At 56.9% G+C, this 18,198-nt stretch carries 17 protein-coding genes; 8 read left to right on the forward strand and 9 right to left on the reverse strand.

The features are described 5' to 3' along the window. Positions 1–48 precede the first annotated feature (48 nt). Entirely contained in the window at positions 49–534 is a 486-nt protein-coding gene (locus AC1RJ3_RS20030) for a glutathione peroxidase (RefSeq protein ID WP_054596364.1), read from the forward strand. Continuing rightward, positions 531–992 carry a MarR family winged helix-turn-helix transcriptional regulator gene (locus tag AC1RJ3_RS20035; protein ID WP_347929365.1) on the forward strand — a complete coding sequence of 154 codons (462 nt, stop codon included), beginning with the start codon at positions 531–533 and terminating at the stop codon, positions 990–992. The genes AC1RJ3_RS20030 and AC1RJ3_RS20035 overlap by 4 nt, the downstream gene beginning before the upstream one ends. On the opposite strand, the gene AC1RJ3_RS20040 is transcribed toward AC1RJ3_RS20035, so the two are convergent. Beyond that, positions 976–3,303, reverse strand: coding sequence for a hybrid sensor histidine kinase/response regulator (locus AC1RJ3_RS20040; protein ID WP_489111781.1), 2,328 nt, complete (start codon positions 3,301–3,303; stop codon positions 976–978). The genes AC1RJ3_RS20035 and AC1RJ3_RS20040 overlap by 17 nt on opposite strands. Positions 3,304–3,469: 166 nt before the next feature. Between AC1RJ3_RS20040 and AC1RJ3_RS20045 the strand changes: the two genes are divergently transcribed. Together AC1RJ3_RS20045 and AC1RJ3_RS20050 are read left to right on the forward strand one after the other, a co-directional pair. Next, positions 3,470–4,360, forward strand: coding sequence for an ATP-binding protein (locus AC1RJ3_RS20045; protein ID WP_054596366.1), 891 nt, complete (start codon positions 3,470–3,472; stop codon positions 4,358–4,360). After that, positions 4,357–4,839 carry a GAF domain-containing protein gene (locus AC1RJ3_RS20050; RefSeq protein ID WP_054596367.1) on the forward strand — a complete coding sequence of 161 codons (483 nt, stop codon included), beginning with the start codon at positions 4,357–4,359 and terminating at the stop codon, positions 4,837–4,839. Before AC1RJ3_RS20045 ends, AC1RJ3_RS20050 begins: the two co-directional genes overlap by 4 nt. A 55-nt stretch (positions 4,840–4,894) precedes the next feature. Here the strand turns inward: AC1RJ3_RS20050 and AC1RJ3_RS20055 are convergent, their stop codons facing one another. From AC1RJ3_RS20055 to AC1RJ3_RS20085, 7 genes are all read right to left on the reverse strand, one after another. Next, a complete protein-coding gene (locus AC1RJ3_RS20055; RefSeq protein ID WP_493080070.1) occupies positions 4,895–8,524 on the reverse strand; it encodes a transporter substrate-binding domain-containing protein in 3,630 nt (1,209 codons plus the stop codon). 8 nt (positions 8,525–8,532) lie between these two features. Continuing rightward, the gene (locus AC1RJ3_RS20060; protein WP_019692902.1) at positions 8,533–9,159 is read right to left on the reverse strand and encodes a response regulator transcription factor; all 627 of its coding nucleotides are present in this window, start codon (positions 9,157–9,159) and stop codon (positions 8,533–8,535) included. A 297-nt stretch (positions 9,160–9,456) separates the two neighbouring features. Then, positions 9,457–9,855 carry a response regulator gene (locus AC1RJ3_RS20065; RefSeq protein WP_493080072.1) on the reverse strand — a complete coding sequence of 133 codons (399 nt, stop codon included), beginning with the start codon at positions 9,853–9,855 and terminating at the stop codon, positions 9,457–9,459. A 268-nt stretch (positions 9,856–10,123) separates the two neighbouring features. Continuing rightward, positions 10,124–11,455 (reverse strand): deoxyguanosinetriphosphate triphosphohydrolase, encoded by a 1,332-nt coding sequence (locus AC1RJ3_RS20070; RefSeq protein ID WP_054596370.1) that lies wholly within the window; start codon positions 11,453–11,455, stop codon positions 10,124–10,126. A gap of 40 nt (positions 11,456–11,495) precedes the next feature. Then, positions 11,496–11,840, reverse strand: coding sequence for a hypothetical protein (locus AC1RJ3_RS20075; RefSeq protein WP_054596371.1), 345 nt, complete (start codon positions 11,838–11,840; stop codon positions 11,496–11,498). Further along, a complete protein-coding gene (locus AC1RJ3_RS20080; protein ID WP_493080075.1) occupies positions 11,837–12,226 on the reverse strand; it encodes a phage holin family protein in 390 nt (129 codons plus the stop codon). The genes AC1RJ3_RS20075 and AC1RJ3_RS20080 overlap by 4 nt, the downstream gene beginning before the upstream one ends. Position 12,227: 1 nt before the next feature. Further along, positions 12,228–12,542, reverse strand: coding sequence for an ElaB/YgaM/YqjD family protein (locus AC1RJ3_RS20085; protein ID WP_054596373.1), 315 nt, complete (start codon positions 12,540–12,542; stop codon positions 12,228–12,230). A 369-nt stretch (positions 12,543–12,911) separates the two neighbouring features. On the opposite strand from AC1RJ3_RS20085, the gene AC1RJ3_RS20090 reads away from it, so the two are divergent. Then, entirely contained in the window at positions 12,912–14,120 is a 1,209-nt protein-coding gene (locus tag AC1RJ3_RS20090; RefSeq protein ID WP_103315678.1) for an ammonium transporter, read from the forward strand. Between the two features lie 73 nt (positions 14,121–14,193). Here AC1RJ3_RS20090 and AC1RJ3_RS20095 read toward each other — a convergent pair whose 3' ends face one another. Beyond that, a complete protein-coding gene (locus AC1RJ3_RS20095) occupies positions 14,194–16,149 on the reverse strand; it encodes a monovalent cation:proton antiporter-2 (CPA2) family protein (RefSeq protein ID WP_347929367.1) in 1,956 nt (651 codons plus the stop codon). Positions 16,150–16,353: 204 nt separating this feature from the next. Here AC1RJ3_RS20095 and AC1RJ3_RS20100 point away from each other — a divergent pair, with 204 nt between their 5' ends. The 3 genes from AC1RJ3_RS20100 (at position 16,354) to AC1RJ3_RS20110 (ending at position 18,016) form a co-directional block, all read left to right on the forward strand. Next, positions 16,354–16,590 (forward strand): glutaredoxin family protein, encoded by a 237-nt coding sequence (locus AC1RJ3_RS20100; protein ID WP_054596376.1) that lies wholly within the window; start codon positions 16,354–16,356, stop codon positions 16,588–16,590. A 122-nt stretch (positions 16,591–16,712) separates the two neighbouring features. Further along, a complete protein-coding gene (locus AC1RJ3_RS20105) occupies positions 16,713–17,033 on the forward strand; it encodes a hypothetical protein (protein ID WP_054596377.1) in 321 nt (106 codons plus the stop codon). 92 nt (positions 17,034–17,125) lie between these two features. Continuing rightward, a complete protein-coding gene (locus tag AC1RJ3_RS20110; protein ID WP_347929368.1) occupies positions 17,126–18,016 on the forward strand; it encodes a pseudouridine synthase in 891 nt (296 codons plus the stop codon). Positions 18,017–18,198 lie beyond the last annotated feature (182 nt).

The following is an 18,198-nucleotide window of genomic DNA, read 5'->3' on the forward strand; positions in this document are numbered from 1 at the left end:
TTGCTCGCTATGTTTAATCCTTCCCCATCTTCCACCGGAGCATGCGCGATGACCGACACTCTGCTGAGTATTCCCTGCACCACCATCAACGGTGAGCAAAAGACCCTGGCCGATTACGCCGGCAAAGCGGTATTGGTGGTCAACACCGCCAGTAAATGCGGCTTTACTCCGCAGTACAAAGGACTGGAAGAACTGTGGCGGACCTACAAGGATCGAGGCCTGGTGGTGCTCGGTTTTCCGTGCAACCAGTTCGGTAAACAGGAACCGGGCAATGAAGGGGAGATTTCCGAGTTCTGCGAATTGAACTTCGGTGTGAGTTTTCCACTGTTCAAGAAAATCGACGTCAATGGTAGCGACGCTCACCCGCTGTTTGTTCAGTTGAAAAAACGTGCGCCGGGTGTACTGGGCTCCCAGGGCATCAAGTGGAATTTCACCAAGTTCCTGATTGGCCAGGATGGCAAGTTGGTCAAGCGTTTTGCACCGGCGACCAAGCCGCAGGACCTGACCCGCGAGATTGAAGCCCTGCTCAAATGAACGATGTGTCAGCCGATTCGCTGCTGCTCGACAGTCAGCTCTGCTTCAAACTGTACGCCGCGTCCCGAGCGGTGATCCGCGGTTATAAGCCGATGCTCGATCAACTGGGTCTGACGTATCCGCAATATCTGGTGATGCTGGTGCTATGGGAGTGGCAGCAGAGTGCACCCGGGCAGCCAACAGTCAAAGCCCTTGGCGAGCGATTGTCGCTGGATTCCGGGACGCTCACGCCGTTGCTCAAGCGTCTTGAGCAGTTACACCTGGTCCAGCGTCAACGCTCGGCGCGCGATGAGCGAGAAGTGCACTTGAGTCTGTCGCCGGCAGGGGTTGCCTTGCGCGAACAGGTCGGGCCTCTCAAGGCACGCCTGTTGTGCGACAGCGGTGTCGACCTTGAGCGCTTGGGCAAATTGCGTGACGGCCTTGATCAACTGCTGGGGCAAATCAGGGCGCTACCGTAGCCGGCACCCACTGCTCAAGCAGGGCGGCCAGTTCCTCGCGACGGAACGGTTTCGCCAGATAATCGCTCATGCCTGCCGCGCGGCAGCGTTCGCGCTCCTCGGGCATGGCGTTGGCGGTCAGGGCAACGATCGGTAGATCCGGCCAGCGCCCACTCTGACGGATCTGCCGGCTGGCCTCGTAGCCGTCCATCACCGGCATGTTGCAGTCCATCAGCACCATATCAAACTGCTTGAGCTCCAGCTGGTCGAGCGCTTCGGCGCCGTGGGAGGCGACAACCACCTTGCAACCCAACTTGCTGAGCATGCCTTTGGCTACGAGCTGATTGACCGGGTTGTCTTCCACCAGCAGGATTCTCGCCCGCCGCTGGGGCATGAGGCTTGGCTCTTGAGTATCGGACACGAGAGCGACTTCGTCGGCCTGCAAAGTGCGTCGTAGTGTCTGGTAGAGTGCGTTGCGGGCCAGTGGGCGGGCTTGTTGTTGCAGAGGGGCGAGGGCAGCCGCTTCTTCGCTGGGCATGAAACTGCCATAGGCGGTCACCAGCAAAATCGGTGCGGTCATGCCCGGACGTAATCCGAACAGACACTCCGGGCAGTCGGTGATCAGCACATCGGGCGATAAGCCGATCATTGAGTCGTCGATGGTGCGCTGCTGGTACTCCAGCCCCCAACCGGGTAACAGATTGCCTAACAGTTCGGCCAGACCGCTGCTGGCGGCGGTAATCGCCAATACCTTGCCTTGCAGGGACGCGGGAACGATTGCCGGCGTGTGGGTGGGCAACGGCAGATCAGCGCAGAACTGGCTGCCGAAACCAGGCTCCGAGCTGATGCCGAGCCGGCCCTGCATGGCTTCGCACAGGTTAAAGGTCAGGGCCAGCCCCAGCCCGGTACCACCGAACTGACGAGAGATGCCGGCACCTGCTTGGGTAAACGGCTGGAAGATTTTGACCTGATCATCCTGCGCGATGCCGATACCGGTGTCGCAGACTTCGATTCTGACACCGTCTTCGTGGGTGCTCAGGCGCACGTCCACCCGTCCAAAACGGGTAAATTTAAGGGCGTTGGAGAGCAGGTTGCTGACAATCTGCCGAACCCGCATCGGGTCGCCGAGTACCAGCGACGGGAACTGCGGTTCAATCAGGCACGTCAGTTCGACGCTGGGCGCGGCGTTCTGCGACAGCAGGTTGGCGGTGTCTTCGATCAGCGAGCCGAGGTCGAACGGAATGCGCTCCAGCTCAAGCTGGCCAGCGTCGAACTTCGACAGGTCGAGAATATCGTTGAGCAGCTCCACCAGTACTTTGCCGGAGTCGTGGGCAATCGACAGTTGCTGGCGTTGTTCGGCATTCAGCGGGCTGTCCAGCGAGAGGGCGATCATCCCCAGCAAACCATTGAGTGGCGTACGGATTTCATGGCTCATGTTGGCCAGAAACACAGAGCGCGCCTGGGCCATGTCCAGGGCGGTCTGGCGCGCGATTTCCAGTTCTTCGTTCGATACCGTCAATCGGCTATTGATCGCTTTCAGTTCACCGGTACGCGCCGAGACAATATTTTCCAGTTGCCCCAGGTAGTCGGTCAGGCGGTTTTCGGCATTGCGGCGTTGCTGGATTTCAGTGGTCATGCTTTCGAATTGCTGGTTGGCCACCGTGACCAGAACGCCGATCTCATCGTTTTCGTGCGCTACCGGACACTCCAGCGGTGGTTGTTCCGAACTGCTCGGGTCACGTGCACTCAGTTCGCGGATCACCCGCACCAGCGGTTTGGTGAGCATCACGTAGAACAGCGCCAGCAAAATCCCGGTCAGTATCAGGCTGCGGACAAAACCGTTGATCAGAGTGACTTCGGCCCGACGCAGAAAGCGGCTGCCAAACGTGTAGGTGTCAATGTCCAGTTGCAAGGTACCGAGGGACTCGTCGGGCAGATGGTCGAGGAACAGGCGGTCCTTGAACTGTCGATTGGCGCCGAACAGAAAGTCGCTGATCACCCGATAGCCGCCGTTTTGCAGGTCCGGGCGTTTTACGCTGGCGAGGATCGTATTGTTGTTATCGCTCAGTTGCGCACTGATGACCGCAGGCGAGCGCAGCAGGCCGAGGGTCAGTTCCTGGGCCAGTTCGGCATCGATGTTGTAGGCGATCCGCGAAGCCGGGTTATGGCTGATTTCCAGCAGCGAGTGTATTTCCCGGTTGATGGAGGCGTCTTCGCTGGCATAATCGATGCCTATTTGCACCAGACTGAGCAAGGTTCCCAGAATGAAACCGACCAGCACCGTAAGCCTGGCTTGCTTGTAAGACAGGCGGTTGGTGAACTTGATATCCATGGTGTGCTGAACCACTTTCGTTTCCCTTCTGGGCGAAGCATAGCCGATCATCAGTGTATTTCGGCATGACTGGCGGGTAAGCCATTATCGCGATAATCCCGGCATTACGCGCTGCGCTTGGTTTTCTGTCGCCCATCATTACTGTGAACGTGCCTGAGGAGAAGTCGTGGATTCCCGATTGAATGCATTTCTTGAACGCGCCGATGCGGTTCTGGCTCGTATTGAGCCGCTGCTGCCCGCGCAACGCACGGCCATCGACTGGACGCAGTGCCTGGCGGCACGCTGGCAGCGCGAGGGTCGCAGCGGATTTCTGTTGCCGCTTGAGGTCAGCCTGGACATGCGTCTGTCCGACTTGATCGGGGTCGACAAGCAGTTGGAACAGTTGGGGCGAAACACCCGGCAGTTTCTCGACGGCATGCCTGCCAACCACGCGCTGCTCTGGGGTTCGCGCGGTACCGGTAAATCGTCGCTGGTGCGGGCCTTGCTGGCCGAGCACGCCAAGGGCGGTTTGCGTCTGATCGAGATCGAGCGCGATCACCTGGCGGACCTGCCACGCGTCGTCGAGCAAATCGCCAAGCTGCCACAGCGCTTTGTGCTGTTTTGCGATGATCTGTCGTTCGAGGCCGGCGAGGGCGATTACCGGGTGCTCAAAAGCGTGCTCGATGGCTCGCTGGAACAGGCACCGGATAACGTACTGCTGTATGCCACCTCCAACCGTCGCCACCTGGTTCCGGAAAAAGAAAGCGATAACGAAAACTGGAAAAGGGTCGACGGTGAGCTTCATCCCAACGAGGCGGTCGAAGACAAGATCGCGCTGTCGGATCGATTTGGCCTGTGGCTGTCGTTTTATCCTTTTACCCAGGAGCACTTCCTCAATGTGGTCGAGCATTGGGTGGGAGCATTGGCGGGCAAGGCCGGCCTTGAGTGGAAGCGTGATGAAGAACTCGAGATTCTTGCGGTTCGCTGGGCTACCGGACGCGGTAATCGCAACGGCCGTTGTGCGTATCAATTTGCCCGGTATTGGGTCGGACTGAAGTTGTTGGAGCACAAGGCATGATCGATTTGCAAAAGAGCGGCGCAGGACTTGAGGGCTACGGCCTGCTCTGCGCGCAGTTGGAGTCGCTGCTGGCGGATGAGCGCGACTTTATCGCCAACGCCGCGCAGTTTTCGGCGTTCTTGTTCAATCAGCTCGATGATCTGAATTGGGCCGGATTTTATCTCAATCGCAACGAGGAATTGGTGCTCGGACCGTTCCAGGGGCAGATCGCCTGTGTGCGCATTCCGTTCGGTCGTGGCGTTTGCGGCGCAGCGGCTGCAACCCTTCGCACTCAACGGGTTGAAGATGTGCATGCGTTCGCCGGGCATATTGCCTGCGACAGTGCCTCGAACAGTGAACTGGTGGTGCCGCTGGTCAAGGACGGTCGGTTGATTGGCGTGCTGGATCTGGACAGTCCTTTGCTGGCGCGTTTCTCCGTTGATGATCAGGCCGGCATTGAGCGGTTGGCGGAGATTTTCCTGCGTTTGACCGAGTGCTGATCAAACCCGCAGCCGCTACCGAAGGCGGCTGCTACGGGGTGCTTCAGGGGAGGTTTTACACGTTGGCGTGATGATGGATCTGTCGTTGTAGCGCCTGCTCCAACTCAAGCATGGCGTGCTCTATGCCTTTGCAGCGGGCCTCGAGCAGGTCCAGACAGAAGTTCTCATGACATACGCGCTCAAGCGCTTCGCAACCGTCGATAAGCCTTGAGGCCTGAACAATACGGGCCGCACCTTTGATTTTGTGCGCCATATCGATGAAGGCTTGCGGCCCGCTTGCAGGCGGCAGTGCGAGGAGTTCCTGGCGGTCGAGGCGATTGCTGTTGAACAGTTCGGCGAGCAAGCGCTGAACCAGTTGTGGATCGCCGCCGGTGAGTAACTGCAAGCCGTCCAGGTGAAAGGCTTGATCTTCAATGATCGGCTTGAGTGCTTCCAGTCGTTGGCCCAGCGTCGTCAGGCTGATGGGTTTGAACAGGCAATCGTTCATGCCAGCCTGTCGGCATCGGTGTTTTTCCTCCGGTTGAGCATTGGCGGTGAAGCCAAGCACCGTGCAGGGCGGGCGCTGCTCATCGTGCTCGGTCTGGCGGATGGCACGGGTGAGTTCGTAGCCATTCATCAGTGGCATATTGCAGTCTGCAATCACCAGGTCGAAATGGCCCTCTTTCCATGCCTGGAAACCTGCCTCACCGTTGTTGGCCGTGACGGACCGATGCCCCAGAAAACCAAGTTGCTGGCACATGAGCAATCGATTCGCGGGGTGGTCGTCGACCACCAGCACGTTCAGGGTGGCCGAGGCGTTCGCGATGACCGATTGCGGGGTGTCCAGCACCACGGCGTCTGGCAGCGCGGCCATCGGCAATGAAATCCTTACCTGAGTGCCGACCCCGGGCGAACTGGTCAGTTGCACGCAACCGCCCATCATTTCGCACAGATTACGACTGATCACCAACCCCAATCCAGCGCCGCTTCTGGCCAAATGCCCGGTGTTATCGGCCTGAGTGAAAGGCTCGAACAAGCGTCGCTGATCGTCTTCGCTGATGCCAATTCCAGTGTCATTGACCCACAACTCCATCTGGAGACGATCGGACTCCGAGGCTGATTGCAGATTGACCTTGATCCTCACCTGGCCGTGCTCGGTAAACTTGATGGCATTGCTGATCAGGTTCGACAATATCTGTTTGAAGCGCAGTGGGTCTATCAATACATCGGGCTGTTCAGCGCTGGTGGGGAACTCCAGCACCAGGCAGAGGTTTTTTTGCCGGGCCAATCCATCGAAGACCCGCACGACCGATTCAATCGTCTCGCCAAGGTTCACCCGCTCTGGCGCCAGGCTCAAATGGCCAGACTCGATTCGGGCAATATCGAGTATGTCGCCAATCAACTCCAGCATGTCCTTGGCCGAGCTATAGGCCACTTCGATGGCCGGCCGATCCAGGTGGCCCTGGTCGGTCCGTTTCAATGTCAGTTCGAGCATGCCGATCACCGCATTCATCGGTGTGCGAATTTCATGACTCATGGTGGCCAGGAAGGTGCTCTTGGCACGATTGGCCTTGTCCGCCTGTTCCTTGGCTGACCTGAGCTCATCAAAAAGCTGCCGTCGTTCGCTGATGTCGATCCAGCCTCCGATGATCCCCTGGACCTCACCCGTCGAGTCTCGATAGGGAAGAATCCAGTGATAGATCGTCAGCCTTTTTTGGCCAATGTGCAGGGGGCGGTCGAGAATCAACGGGACACCTTCAGCCACCACTCGCTGGTAGTCGGCCAGGTATTCCCGGGCCTCGAACTCGTTGCTCATGGCACCCTGCATGAGGCTTTTGCCAATCACGTCCTCGCGTTTGGCACAAAAGGCTTCCAGATAGCTGTCGTTACAACTTTGCAGCAGTCCTTCACGGTCCCGTACGTAGATGGGGTGAGGCGTACCATTGACCAGCGTGCGCATGAATTCGAACTGGTCGTTGAGTGCGCGCTCTGCTTTCTGGCGTTGCTTGATCTGCCTGCGCATGTGGGCATTCCAGGCCAGCGAAATCAGCAACAAAAGACCGCTGCCAATGACCAGTTGATAAAACAGGCGATGGTAGTTGCGCCAGGCGCTATTGGCGGTGCCCGTGTAGCCGCGCCAGCGGCTGTTGATTATTCCCAGTTCGTCCGGCGCAATGCTGAGCAGGGCTTTGTCGAGGATGGAGTGCAGTTCCGTAGCGTCACGCGCGGTGGCCAGTGAAAACGCGGCTTGCTGCGTCCCGACAGTCGCGCTGATTTGCAAGGCGTCCTCGAACACTTGCGATGAAATGAAGTAGTTGGCAATCACCAATGAGTTGACTGCACCCTCGACCTGACCTTTGGCGAGTAACTCCACCGCGCTGAAACTGTCAGGTGTTTCAACCAGCTGGATCGTCGGGTAGGCACGGTGCAGATAGTCGAGGAGCGGATTGCCTTGAGTGATGGCAAGGCTCTTTCCATTCAATTGCTCAAGACTAATTGGGCTGGAGGTGCTCTTTCGGGTCAGTAGTACAAATGAATTTTCCAGGTAGGGACGAGTGAAGCTCAATTGCGCCTCGCGTTCGGTGCTGGGAATCATCGCGGCAATCAGGTCGGCCTGGTTCCCTTTGACCTGGCTGATCATCTCGCTGTCACTTTGGCTGCGGTGAATCTCGAAGCGTAAACCGGTTCGAAGCCTGATCAGTTCGAGCAAGTCGGCGGTGATTCCCCGAAAGCTCTCGTCGGCGTCAAAGAATGTCAGCGGGGCGAGGGCATCGTTGACGACCACGCGAACAACGGGGTGCTGCGCAAGCCAGCGTTCCTCGCGGTTGGTCAGTTGCAGTTTGTGGTCGGTCAGAAGGATGTCGCTGCCCGCGCTCCAGCGCTTGGCAATGTTTTCCCGCTCGCTCGCAGGCACTTCCTTGAGTACCGCGTTGATGATTGCCAGCAGGTCTGGATTGTCCTTGCTGACTGCGAAGCTGAAGCCATAGGCCTCATGTTTGCCGAAGTTGGCCATCCGTACATTTTTCAGATAGCCCTTGTTGATCATGAAATGGGTGGAAATGGTATCGCCCAGGAATACGTCTGCCTGGTCGAAGGCGACGGCATTGATCGCGTTCTGGTAGGACGGGTAGGAGGTGATGATGGCCTTGGGATATTGCGCCTTTACCTCCTCCAGCGGCAGATAGTGATAGACCATGCTCAATCGCATGTCGGCGAGACCTTCGGTCAATGATCGGTTTTCAGCGTTCCGGGTGACCAGAACCGGTTGATCTATGGCGTAGGGGGCAGACAGTACGATGCTGGAGCGTCGTTCTTCAAAGCTATTGGCCGTTCCGAGCAGGTCGACATCGCCGTTTTCGAGTGCTTCGATGGCGGCCTCTCGGGAGAGGTAACGACGGACCTTGATCGGCAAGCCCAGGGATTGTGCAAGAACGCCTGCGTAATCAGCCGTGAAACCCTCATAGTCGTGACCGCTGATCGTTAAATCAAAAGGAGGGTAGTCGGGTGCGGAGGTCCCCAGGATCAGTTCGCGCTTGTTTTGCAGCCACAACCGTTGTGATTTATCCAGTTGGACGTCCATGTAACCTGCCGTTGAGCGGCTGAGCAGCGCGTAATTTCCGACTCCGCTGCCTGCTCCTGACACAGAGGTGCTCAGACATAAACCTGCACTCAAATACAATAAATAGTCCTTTAAACACCTGGGCATCCTGTCTCTCACACTAGCGCGTTACGTTTTGCCATCTCGATAAGTTCTACCAGGGATTTGGCCTTGAGTTTTTGCATGAGTCTTTTTTTGTAGGTGCTGACGGTCTTGTTGCTGAGGAACATGCCCTTGGCGATTTCCTTGTTGGTACGACCCTGGGCGAACAGTTGCAGGACCATCAGTTCGCGATCGTTGACGGACTTGAACAAGTCCAGTTCAGCGCAGAGCGCTTCATCCCCGCGAACCGGGTTCAAGGCCTGGCTGGGGAAGTAGTTGTAACCGGACAGCACGGCTTTGATGGCACTGAGCAGCTCGCTGAGATCTTCCTGCTTGCAGACATAACCGGAGGCCCCGGACTGCATGCAGCGGATGGCGAACAGTGTTGGGCTCTGGGCCGTCAACACCAGTGTTTTCAGCGGGGTGCTCATTGCATTGAAGCGGGAGAGAACTTCCAGTCCGTCGAGTTTGGGAATGCTGATGTCAAGAATGATCAGGTCGGGCATGCATTCGCGAACCATCTGCATCGCATCGACGCCGTTGTCGGCTTCACCGACTACTTTGTAACCTTCATGTTCCAGCAACATACGAACCGCAAGGCGAATGACGGGGTGATCGTCAACAATAAAAACCGAGTTCATAATCATGTCCCATACGTGCGCAAATAAAGCGAGCACCTTAGCTCAGATAAGTGCGTTGACGCATGAACTGACGAGGCTATAGGTGCAATATAGGACATGTCCTACATTAAAAGAGGCAGCGGACTACGAGTGAACTAGGTTTGTGAGGAGGAATAAGGATATTAACCGGGCATGTAGGCGCGTTTATTCAGGGTTGATATGTGCTTTTACAATATATGCCGCATCGCTGTTTTCTGATGCGTAATGGCGCTGAGGGTTTTTTATTTGTCGTGAGGTATCCGAGGGGATTAATTGTGTTTATTTATAAATGTCCGAAAGGGTCAATAAGTTTATAAATTCAGATTGTTTCAGTGGCTTTGCCAAATAACCAAGTAATGGCAGTCGTTGTTCATGTGCATTTTTTTTCAAGGTATCCAGTTCGGTTGAGTCAAGGCTGCTCAGGATGATTGCCTGTCGTATCAGGCCCTGGTGGCTGGCAATACCGATCAAGTCAAGGCCGCAGAGGTCTGGCAGGCATTGATCGCACAGCAGTATTTCGTAGGGGGGGTGCACATGTCTCAACGTTTGTAATGCGTTTTCGGCGTTATCTACGGCGGTGACTTGAGTAAAACCGTAACTTTCAAGCAGGTATTGGGTTGCTTTCAGCTGAAAAGGATGGTCCTCCACCAGCATGATGCGCAGATCGTAGTTGAACATATAGCTTTCCATGTGGAGGGTCGAACTGCGGTGGGTGTCGGAAACAGCGTTGTCGGTTTAATCCGTACTGTCTTGTTTGCCGTTGCTGGAGCTCTATCGGCTGTAAGGCCGCCAATTCTATTGTTCAGGATAGAGTGATTATTTCGTGTGTATACAGAGCAAACGATCAGTTTGCTCTGTATACGATGTAGGGAGATTCTCCCGGTACTACAAAGTGTGGGGAGATCAGCCGTCACGGAATATTTCGGGGCGACCGATCAATGGATTTTTAGTGGTGACTGGAGCGTCCGGTCATTTCCAGTGCCATTTCGCTGGCATAGCTGTCGGTCATTCCGGCGATGAAGTCGATCATGCGTAAAAACGAGTTATGCAAAGGACCGTGCGGGTCGGGTGCATTATTACCCAGCAGATCGAGTATGCGACGATTCTTGAATGAAGCCGTACGACCGCCGTGCTGTTCCAGTGCCGCCCCACAAAAGCCATTCAACAGAATTTCCAGCGTGGTGTAAGCGCCGATTTCATGCAGGGTTTTGCGCTTGTCCTGGAAGATTTTTTTACGCGCCATGTCTTTGGCATTCAGTACGCAACGCTTGGCGGGCCCGTGCATGTGTTCCACCAGATCGCCGTGAAGGGTGCCGGCCAATAGCGCGTCCTGTTGCTCGACGAATGCCCGTGCCGCAGCGTTGGTCAGGTGCTCGATGGCTTTACCGCGAAGAATCGCCAGTTTGCGGCGACGCGAGTCATCGGGGCCGAGTAGGCGGTAGGTTTCCGGCAGATCATCACCAACCAGGCCGAGCAACAGGGACTCCACCTCGGCGTACTCCAGAAGCTCCATCTCCAGGCCATCTTCAAGGTCGATCAAGGCGTAGCAGATGTCGTCGGCGGCTTCCATCAGGTAGACCAGAGGATGTCGAGCCCAGCGCTGCTCCTCGAGTTGAGGCAGGCCGAGTTTCTGGGCGATCTGCTCCAGCAGGGGCAGTTCGCTCTGATAGCAACCGAACTTGTGTTTTTTGTAACCCAGCGAATCGGCATGGCGCGCGGTCCACGGGTATTTCAGATAAGTGCCCAGCGTTGCGTAAGTCAGCCGTGTACCGCCGTCAAACTGGTGGTATTCCAGTTGGGTCAGAACGCGAAAGCCTTGGGCATTGCCTTCGAAGTTGAGGAAATCGTTGCGTTCGACTTCGCTCATGGCGTCCAGCCAGCCTTTGCCCGCGGCTTGCTGGAACCAGTAGCGGATAGCGTCTTCACCCGAGTGGCCAAAGGGCGGGTTGCCAATGTCGTGGGCCAGGCACGCTGACTGCACCACCATGCCCAGATCGCTGGGCTCGCACCAGTCGGGCAGGGCGCTGCGGATGGTTTCACCGACGCGCATGCCCAATGAGCGCCCCACGCAACTGACTTCCAGTGAATGGGTCAGGCGCGTGTGGATATGGTCATTGCTGGACACCGGGTGAACCTGGGTCTTGCGCCCAAGACGGCGGAAGGCACCGGAGAAAATGACCCGGTCGTGGTCTTTATGGAAAGGGCTGCGACCGAGCTCTTCCGGGCTGTGTAGCGGTTTTCCGAGGCGTTCACGATTAAGCAGGGTATGCCAATCCAAGGCAGGTTCTCCGTCAGGTGACTGATTGGGGGCTGTGGGTCTACGGGTCTTTGCGCGAGGAGCCTTGCAGCACCAGCTTGATCAGCGGCAACAGGCTGGTGCCGAGCTGGACTAACCGAGTGACGCTGCTGATGGCACCGCCCTTGGCACCCTTGGCGGTGAGAAAGCCCAGCAAGGTTACGGCGGCGATGCCCCAGAGTGGCGCGTGCTTGATGCCCAGACCCTCCTGAAAACTGTGCGTCATTCCCCGTACGCGTTGCAAGGGTTCCAGCATCTGCCGGGACTCGTGGCGCATTTCCTGGCGATGCATTTCCATGCGCAAGCGTATCAATGCCTTGCGCATCTCTTGTCGGGAACTGTTTTTGGGGATTTCAGGCAGGTTCATGGCAGCAGGCGCTCCCTGTCGTTCGCCAGCTCTTGAAGGGTGGCATTGAACGGTGATGTTTCATCGAAGATCGCCGCTTTCAAGCGCATGCCACAAAAGAGTGCCGCGAGCGCATAGAAAACGCACAGGCCGATGATCCCTGCCAGGCGATAAGTGTCCCACAGCAGAATCAACACCAGCGCCGAAAGCCCGATCAACAGCAGTAAAGCGAAAACCAGTGCCAGCCCTGCGAACAGCAACAGGCTTACGGTGCGGGCTTTTTGCTCCTGCAATTCGATGCCGAACAACTCGACATGGCTGTGCAGCAACCCGAGAAAAGCGGCACCCAAGCGTCGCGATGAAGACCCCGTACCTGTTTCGGACGAGCCGGATTCACCGATAGCCATATCAGCGCCGCGTCGTCAGCAGGCCAATCAAAAAGCCTACGCCGGCCGCGATGCCAACCGCTTGCCAAGGGTTGGCCTGAACATAGTCTTCGGTGGCGGTGACAGCTTCCTGGCCGCGTTGGCGCAAGGAATCTTCGGTCAGTTTCAGGGTTTCGCGAGCCCGCTGCAGGCTTTCGTGAATCTGGCTACGCAACTCATCGGCTTGATCACCGGCCAGTGTCGCAGTGTGTTCCAGCAACCGTTCGGTGTCGCTGACCAATGTCTGAAAATCTTCCCTGAGGATTTCTTGAGCAGTCTTTTCCGTTTTTCTGGCCATGATGATCTCCATTATTGGTGTGTGAAATGTTCGAGTATGAGCCTTGTTCGAAGGTTCAGTGCCAGGGGCTGTTCTCAAATAGATTCCCCCACCGCGTTGAGACCCCCCTAATGCCTGGTACAGCTTTTGCTATGTCGTGGTGCGTCAGCCAGTGCTGTTGTACTGAAACTGGGCGTGCTTCGTGAAAACCTTAACCTAAATAATAGAAACGCGCGCAAACACCCGAGCAACGATCGACCTCAATGAGTTTTTTGCGCCAAAACGGTTCGCCGGAATAAGGGTGGATACCAAGCCTGGTGTCAACTTGGTGCGTAAATTGTCTCGGTGAACCGCTTTGGTGCTTTTGCGACTTTAAGGTCTGCCAACTCCATGGAAAATTTGCAAAGTGCTGTGGACAGCCTGGTCCATAGCTCCAATACGCTGTTCATTCTGATCGGCGCTGTCATGGTTCTGGCCATGCACGCCGGTTTCGCTTTTCTGGAAGTCGGCACGGTTCGGCAAAAAAACCAGGTCAACGCGTTATCGAAGATCCTCAGTGACTTTGCCATTTCAACGCTGGCTTACTTCTTTATAGGCTACTGGATTTCCTACGGTGTCACTTTCATGCAACCGGCCGCGGTAATCAGTGCTGATCACGGCTATGGGCTGGTGAAGTTTTTCTTCCTGCTGACCTTTGCTGCGGCCATTCCGGCCATCATTTCCGGGGGGATTGCCGAGCGCGCCCGATTTGTTCCGCAGTTGTGTGCGACGGCGTTGATCGTGGCGTTCATTTATCCGTTTTTTGAAGGTGTGGTCTGGAACGGAAACTTCGGCCTGCAAGCCTGGCTGTTAGCTCGCTTTGGTGCCAGCTTCCATGATTTTGCCGGTTCCGTGGTAGTGCATGCCATGGGGGGGTGGCTGGCGTTGGCGGCGGTATTGCTGCTCGGTCCGCGCAATGGTCGGTATCGCGACGGGCGCCTGGTGGCGTTTGCGCCGTCGAGTATTCCGTTTCTGGCATTGGGTTCGTGGATTCTCATCGTCGGCTGGTTTGGCTTTAACGTGATGAGCGCGCAAACCCTGCAAGGCGTCAGCGGTCTGGTGGCCGTCAACTCGTTGATGGCGATGGTCGGCGGCACGGTAGCCGCGTTGATTGTCGGTCGTAACGATCCAGGGTTCCTGCACAACGGTCCATTGGCCGGGCTGGTGGCAATCTGCGCCGGCTCCGACCTGATGCATCCGGTTGGCGCACTGGTGACCGGAGCCATTGCCGGTGCCTTGTTTGTCTGGTGTTTCATTGCGGCGCAAAGCCAATGGAAGATCGACGATGTGCTCGGCGTTTGGCCGTTGCATGGTCTTTGTGGTGTTTGGGGCGGGATTGCCTGCGGGATTTTTGGTCAGAGTGCCTTGGGCGGGCTCGGTGGCGTCAGCCTGATCAGCCAGTTGATAGGCACTGCACTCGGGGTGACCGTGGCACTGATCGGAGGCTTTGCGGTGTATGGCACGATCAAGCTGTTGCACGGGCTGCGCCTGAGCCAGGAAGAGGAGTATTACGGGGCGGATCTGTCGATCCACAAGATCGGTGCAGTCAGCCAGGATTGATTGTCTTCAGCTAATTGGCCGGGCTCGCGCAGGATATTTTCCGGTTCTGCGCGAGTAACGCGACCACGCTTCATTACCCCGCCAACAGCCGTGCTTCACAGGCCTCGATGGCAGACAAGGTGCCTGACATCAACACCCGATCGCCTGCCAGCAATCGGGTGACGCCCTCAACTGCCAAATCAGCGCCATTGCGCTGAATGGCTTGAACGTCCACCCCCAATGCTTCAAGTGCCAGCTCATTCAAGGGCCGGCCGCATGCATGGGCATCCATTGTCAGGTTGACGGCATACATCAATACTTTCGGCTGCCCACGACTGTCCAACAGGTTGCTTTGCGCTCCGTGATAGAAACCGTGCAGCAGGCGATAGCGCCCATGTCGCACTTCGTCGACGCGCTCCTGGACCTGCGGATGGGGCAAACCCAGCATGAGCAACGCGTGGGAAGCGAGCATCAGACTCGATTCCAGCAGTTCCGGGACAACCTCATTGGCTCCGGCCGCCTTCAGTTCGGCCAACTGACTGTCGTCACGGGTTCGAACCAGTATCGGGACCTGAGCGTTTAGCTGCCGTGCTGCCTTGAGTACGGTCATGGCTATATCGGTTTTGTCCACTGCGATCACCAACAGTCGTGCGCGTTCAAGACCTACGGCACCCAGTAGTTCCACGCGACGGGAATCGCCATAGTGCACGCAGCTTTCACCCGCTGCGGCTTGATGAACGCGAACCGGGTCATCGTCCAGCGCAACGAAAGGCTGACCTTCGCGACGCAGAAAACGCCCTATCGACTGACCCACCCGACCGTAGCCGCAAATCACTACATGCCCGTGCAGCTCGGCGTTCAATGCCGCGACCTGATCGAGTTGCGCTTCCTTATCGGGTTTGCGATGCAAGCGTGCGGCAATGCCCGGTGCTGCGCGCAGCAACAGTGGTGTCAGCAGCATCGAGCAAAACGTCGCGGCCAGTAACAGACCGCTGAGTTCGGCCGGTATCAGTTTGTTCTGTTGCATCTGTGCCATCAGCGCAAAGCAGAATTCACCGCCTTGCGCCAACGCCAGGCCGCTGCGCCAGGCAGTTTCGCCGTTGCTGCCGCGCCATTTGACCAGCGCCGCGACAATGCTGCCCTTGATCAGCAGTAACCCAAATGTCAGGCCGAGAATCAACAGGCCATGGCTGGCGAACAGCTGCAGATCGATCAGCATGCCGATACTGACGAAAAACAACCCGAGCAGAATGTCGCGGAACGGGCGAATATCGGCTTCGATCTGATGCCGGTAATGGCTTTCGCCCAGCAACATGCCGGCAAGGAAGGCACCGAGGGCGGGGGAGAGTCCGAGCAGATGTGTCAGCCAGGCAGTCAGCAAGACGATGACCAGGGCCAGCAGGACGAACAGTTCGGCGGAGCGCGAGGTGGCGACTTCGTGGAACAGTCGCGGCAGTAACCAGCGACTGGTCAGCAACAGGCCGACAAACAACAGCACGGTTTTGCCCAGTGTTATCGGCAGCGCCCAGTACCAGCTTTGATCACTGCTACCGGCGAACACCGGGACCAGCGTCAGTAACAACACCGCAACTACATCCTGAAACAACAGCACGCCTATCGCATTCTGGCCGTGACGACTGAAGATCTCGCCGAGGCTGCTCAGCTCTTTGCTGACAATTGCCGTGGACGAAAGCCCCAGACCGGCGCCAAGCAACATGGCCGGAGGGGCGGGCATGCCGAGTAACATCAGCAAGCCGCCCAGCAGCACCCCCGAGCACAGCACTTGCAGGCTGCCGAGACCAAATACCACGCGCCGCAGCGCAAGCATTTTCGACAGGGAAAACTCCAGTCCCAGGGAGAACAGCAGAAACACCACGCCCAACTCGGCAAGGTCTGGTAGATCCTGGTTGTCATTCACCCAGCCGAATGCGCCGGGCCCAACCAGCAGTCCCACGCACAGGTAGCCCAGCACGGGAGGCAGCTGAAGACGCCGAAACAGCGCAATCACCACCAATGACGAGGCGAGGATGATCAACAAATTGGCAAACACAACACTCTCCGTTTCGGTGCCGGGACGTACCCAGCGTAGAGGCAAAAAAAGCCGCGAGCATTGCGCAGTTGGAGCCGACGTCGAATGATTTGCATCAGGGTTATACCAGATAGCTAAAATTGGCTGTCGTCACGGAGGGCGTTGCTCGACGACTTTTCATCCCGGGCCTAGAATAGTCACCCAATCCTCGTTGGTCTGTTTGTCATGACTCCTGAATGCCAGTTGTTCAGCACCCTTGGTTGCCATCTCTGTGAACTCGCAGAAGCAGAGCTGATGCCGCTGGTCGAGCATGGGCTGCTGGTGGAACTGGTCGACATTGCCGACAGTGAAGCGTTGTTCGAAGCCTACGGTTTACGCATTCCGGTGCTGCGCCGTGTTGATACAGGGGCTGAGCTGGGCTGGCCCTTCGACGCCGAACAGGTCGTGGCATTCCTGCGCTAAACCCCTTCTTGTTTTCAGCGACGGCCGTTCCGCCTGTCGCGCTCCTCAGGTAATGCGTTGGCGTAACCCCGAGTATTCGTTTACTGTATGTGCATACAGTTATTCGCATCAGAGGGAAGTGCATGGTCAATGTCGAACAATTGAAAGCCAGCGTGAATCGCATGTCGGCTGATGTGGTCCAAGAGGCAGTGCTGGAGTTGCGCCTGGATGGCCTGGTTACGGAAGGGAAAACGCCATTCAACAAATTGCACTTCAATACGTGCTTCGCTGAAATCGAAGCCTTGTTTCAGCGTGCGGGTTACCACCGTCAACTGGATGTCGTGGGTTATCAGGGGTTGTTGTATGCGCTTTATGATCCCGGCCGTTGGGAGGCTGTCGATGTATTGCGCTGGCTGAAGGAGTTTACCGAAGCGGCGGCGCAGCGAGTGTCGCTGACCGCGTGATAGTCATGAGGGAGACCCGCACGGAATCTGTCCTAGGATCGCTCGGGTCCTTGTTGGATAATGCCCACCTGCATTAGGGCCAGAGCTTTCGTATGTCCACCTCATCTTTTTCCGCCGCACAGAACCAGGCCAGCACGCTGTACCTGCCGCCTGGCGCCTGGTTGACCGTTCTCGATTGTCTGTGCGAGCACTTCAGCGCCATAGGTCGTGAACAATGGCTGGACAGGATTGCTCGTGGCCGTGTCCTGGATGGCCACGGACATGCGATTGCCGCCGATCTGCCTTACAAGGAAGGGCTGCGGATTCACTATTTTCGGGAAGTCCCCGACGAAAAGACAATCCCGGTGCTCGAGACGATTCTGTATGCCGACGAGCATCTGGTGGTCGCGGACAAACCACACTTTCTGCCGGTTACCCCGGCAGGCGAGTACGTCGAGCAGACGTTGCTGCGGCGTTTGATCCGTCGCCTGGATAACCCGCACCTGGTGCCATTGCACCGCATAGACCGACACACGGCTGGGCTGGTGCTGTTTTCGGCCAACCCCCAGAGTCGCTCGGCTTATCAGTCATTGTTTCCGACTCGACAGATCGAAAAGCGCTACGAGGCAATTGCCCGCGCCTTGCCTGAGTTGTCGTTTCCACGGGTGCACAAAAGCCGTTTGGTTGATGGCGAACCCTTCTTTCGCATGCAAGAAGGTCCGGGGGCGAGCAATACCGAGACAGCGATTGAAGTCGTAGAAAAAAATGCCGATCTCTGGCGTTATGCGTTGTATCCGGTGACTGGCAAAAAGCACCAGTTAAGGGTCCACATGACGGCGTTGGGGGCGAGTATCTGCAATGACCCGTTTTATCCCGACGCATTGAAAGATGTTGAGGATGATTACGCCAATCCGTTGAAGTTGCTGGCCAAAGGGTTGCGCTTTATCGATCCGGTGACCGGGCTGGAGCGAAGTTTTGAAAGCGAGATCACCCTGCAGTGGTGAGTGCCCTGCGGTGGTGATTGCACAGCTCAAACGCGGTGCTCAGTGAGTGACTTGGCCTGTGCAAGGCCTGCTTTTGCCAGAAACGATAAAGCCCGCACACTGGCGCAATGCTGTTCACTTAAGGAAGTCTGGAGGCCTGAGAAGTATCTGTGGCGAGGGAGCTTGCTCCCGCTGGACTGCGT

It is taken from the genome of Pseudomonas sp. GW822-FHT04C11, from assembly GCF_058800905.1.

Coding starts and splice junctions, on each gene's coding strand:
- AC1RJ3_RS20030 (WP_054596364.1), top strand. CDS start 49: ATGACCGACACTCTGCTGAGTATTCCCTGCACCACCATCAACGGTGAG.
- AC1RJ3_RS20035 (WP_347929365.1), top strand. CDS start 531: ATGAACGATGTGTCAGCCGATTCGCTGCTGCTCGACAGTCAGCTCTGC.
- AC1RJ3_RS20040 (WP_489111781.1), bottom strand. CDS start 3,303: ATGGATATCAAGTTCACCAACCGCCTGTCTTACAAGCAAGCCAGGCTT.
- AC1RJ3_RS20050 (WP_054596367.1), top strand. CDS start 4,357: ATGATCGATTTGCAAAAGAGCGGCGCAGGACTTGAGGGCTACGGCCTG.
- AC1RJ3_RS20055 (WP_493080070.1), bottom strand. CDS start 8,524: ATGCCCAGGTGTTTAAAGGACTATTTATTGTATTTGAGTGCAGGTTTA.
- AC1RJ3_RS20060 (WP_019692902.1), bottom strand. CDS start 9,159: ATGAACTCGGTTTTTATTGTTGACGATCACCCCGTCATTCGCCTTGCG.
- AC1RJ3_RS20065 (WP_493080072.1), bottom strand. CDS start 9,855: ATGTTCAACTACGATCTGCGCATCATGCTGGTGGAGGACCATCCTTTT.
- AC1RJ3_RS20075 (WP_054596371.1), bottom strand. CDS start 11,840: ATGAACCTGCCTGAAATCCCCAAAAACAGTTCCCGACAAGAGATGCGC.
- AC1RJ3_RS20080 (WP_493080075.1), bottom strand. CDS start 12,226: ATGGCTATCGGTGAATCCGGCTCGTCCGAAACAGGTACGGGGTCTTCA.
- AC1RJ3_RS20085 (WP_054596373.1), bottom strand. CDS start 12,542: ATGGCCAGAAAAACGGAAAAGACTGCTCAAGAAATCCTCAGGGAAGAT.
- AC1RJ3_RS20090 (WP_103315678.1), top strand. CDS start 12,912: ATGGAAAATTTGCAAAGTGCTGTGGACAGCCTGGTCCATAGCTCCAAT.
- AC1RJ3_RS20100 (WP_054596376.1), top strand. CDS start 16,354: ATGACTCCTGAATGCCAGTTGTTCAGCACCCTTGGTTGCCATCTCTGT.
- AC1RJ3_RS20105 (WP_054596377.1), top strand. CDS start 16,713: ATGGTCAATGTCGAACAATTGAAAGCCAGCGTGAATCGCATGTCGGCT.
- AC1RJ3_RS20110 (WP_347929368.1), top strand. CDS start 17,126: ATGTCCACCTCATCTTTTTCCGCCGCACAGAACCAGGCCAGCACGCTG.